Annotated in this window: 2 protein-coding genes; both read left to right on the top strand. The window is 66.4% G+C overall.

Annotated features, from left to right (window positions below):
• Nucleotides 1-252, top strand: a 252-nt coding sequence (locus CBW50_RS28350; RefSeq protein ID WP_172404932.1) for a general secretion pathway protein GspB, incomplete at its 5' end; no start/stop codon positions are given.
• Nucleotides 253-365: 113 nt separating this feature from the next.
• On the top strand, nt 366-1,538 hold a 1,173-nt coding region (locus CBW50_RS28345; RefSeq protein WP_086148567.1), incomplete at its 3' end, for an alkaline phosphatase family protein.

Genomic DNA, 1,538 nt, shown 5'->3' with positions numbered 1-1,538 from the left:
GCCTCCGCGCCGGCGGCCGAGGATGCCGTACCCGGCATGCGCGACCTGCCTGAGCCGATACAGCGGCAGATTCCGCCCATCGCCATCGGCGGCTATATCTATTCGAAGAATCCGGCCGACCGCTTATTGTTGATCGACAAGGTCTTGCGCCACGAGGGCGAGGAACTGGCGCCCGGCCTGGTGCTGGAAAAATTGCAGCCGAAGGCGGCGATTTTCAATTTCAAGGGCTACCGCTATCGCGTTCCGTATTGATGGCAAGCTGAGCGTTGCGGTAGATCAAGGGCCGCTCCCGTCGGGTGAACTCTGCCTGTAGGGCTTGGTCAAACCAGAGTCGCCGCGCCTGTGCGCGCGGCCGGGGAGCATCCATGCCTGCCGCCACTGCTATTGCCGCTACTGCCGCTACTGCCGCCGCCGGTGCCGACGCCCATGCCCTGGGCAATCTGGCGCAGGTCGACCATATTGTCGTGCTGATGATGGAAAACCGCTCGTTCGACCACATGCTCGGCTACCTGAGCCTGGAAGGCGGGCGCCCCGACATCGACGGCCTGCAAGCGGCTTATGCCAACGTGCATGCGGGCGTGAGCTATCCCGTGCACCACCTGCAGCGCACGGCCTTCGGCGCGGACCAGGACCCTTCGCATACGGGCGCGTCGGTGGCGCAGCAATTGCAAAACAACAATGGCGGCTTCGTCGACGACTATGCGCAAACGCATCCGGGCGACCCCGACATCGATCTGGTGATGGGCTATTACAACGGGGCCGACCTGCCCATGTACGATTTCCTGGCGCAGCAGTTTTGCGTCTGCGACCGCTGTTACAGCTCCGTGCCGGGCGCCACCTGGCCGAACCGCCTGTACGCGATCAGCGGCAAGGCTGCCGGCAGCCGCGACAGCAAGCGCGTGCCCCTGTATGCGAACAAATCCTTCGTGCGCCACCTGGACCGCGCCCAGGTCGGCTGGAAGTTTTATTCCGCCTGGAAACCCTGGAGCCTGGCCCTGGCGGACGACCATTACCGCTCGTCCGAGTTTTACGAACCCTTCGGTTCCAGCGCCCGCCGCTACGGCTTCATCGGCGACGCGCTGGCGGGCGCCTTGCCGCCGGTCAGCTGGATCGATCCGCATTTCTTTGAAAATGACGACCATCCGCCGGCCGACATCCGCGCCGGCCAGGCGCTGGTGGCGCAGGTCTACCAGGCGCTGTCGCGCGGTCCCGCCTGGGCGCGCACCCTGCTCATCATCAGTTATGACGAGCACGGCGGCTTTTTCGACCATGTGCCGCCGCCCGCCGCCATCGATGACGATCCCGCGTTCCGCCAGTACGGCGTGCGCGTGCCCATGCTGCTCGTGTCGCCGCTGATCGCGGCGGGCAGCGTCAGCCACCGGGTGTACGACCACACGTCCATCATCAAGACCATCCTGCAGCGCTTTTGCCGCGCCGCCGACGGCAGCCTGCCCGACATGGGCGCGCGCGTGGCGGCCGCCAGCGGCCTGGGCGAGGTGCTGACCCTGCAGCAGGCCCGTGCCGCGCCCGCCGTGCCG

It is taken from the genome of Janthinobacterium sp. GW458P (assembly GCF_002127585.1).
In the GTDB taxonomy this organism is placed as follows: domain Bacteria; phylum Pseudomonadota; class Gammaproteobacteria; order Burkholderiales; family Burkholderiaceae_D; genus Janthinobacterium.
This window is presented reverse-complemented; position numbering and strand designations above follow the sequence as displayed.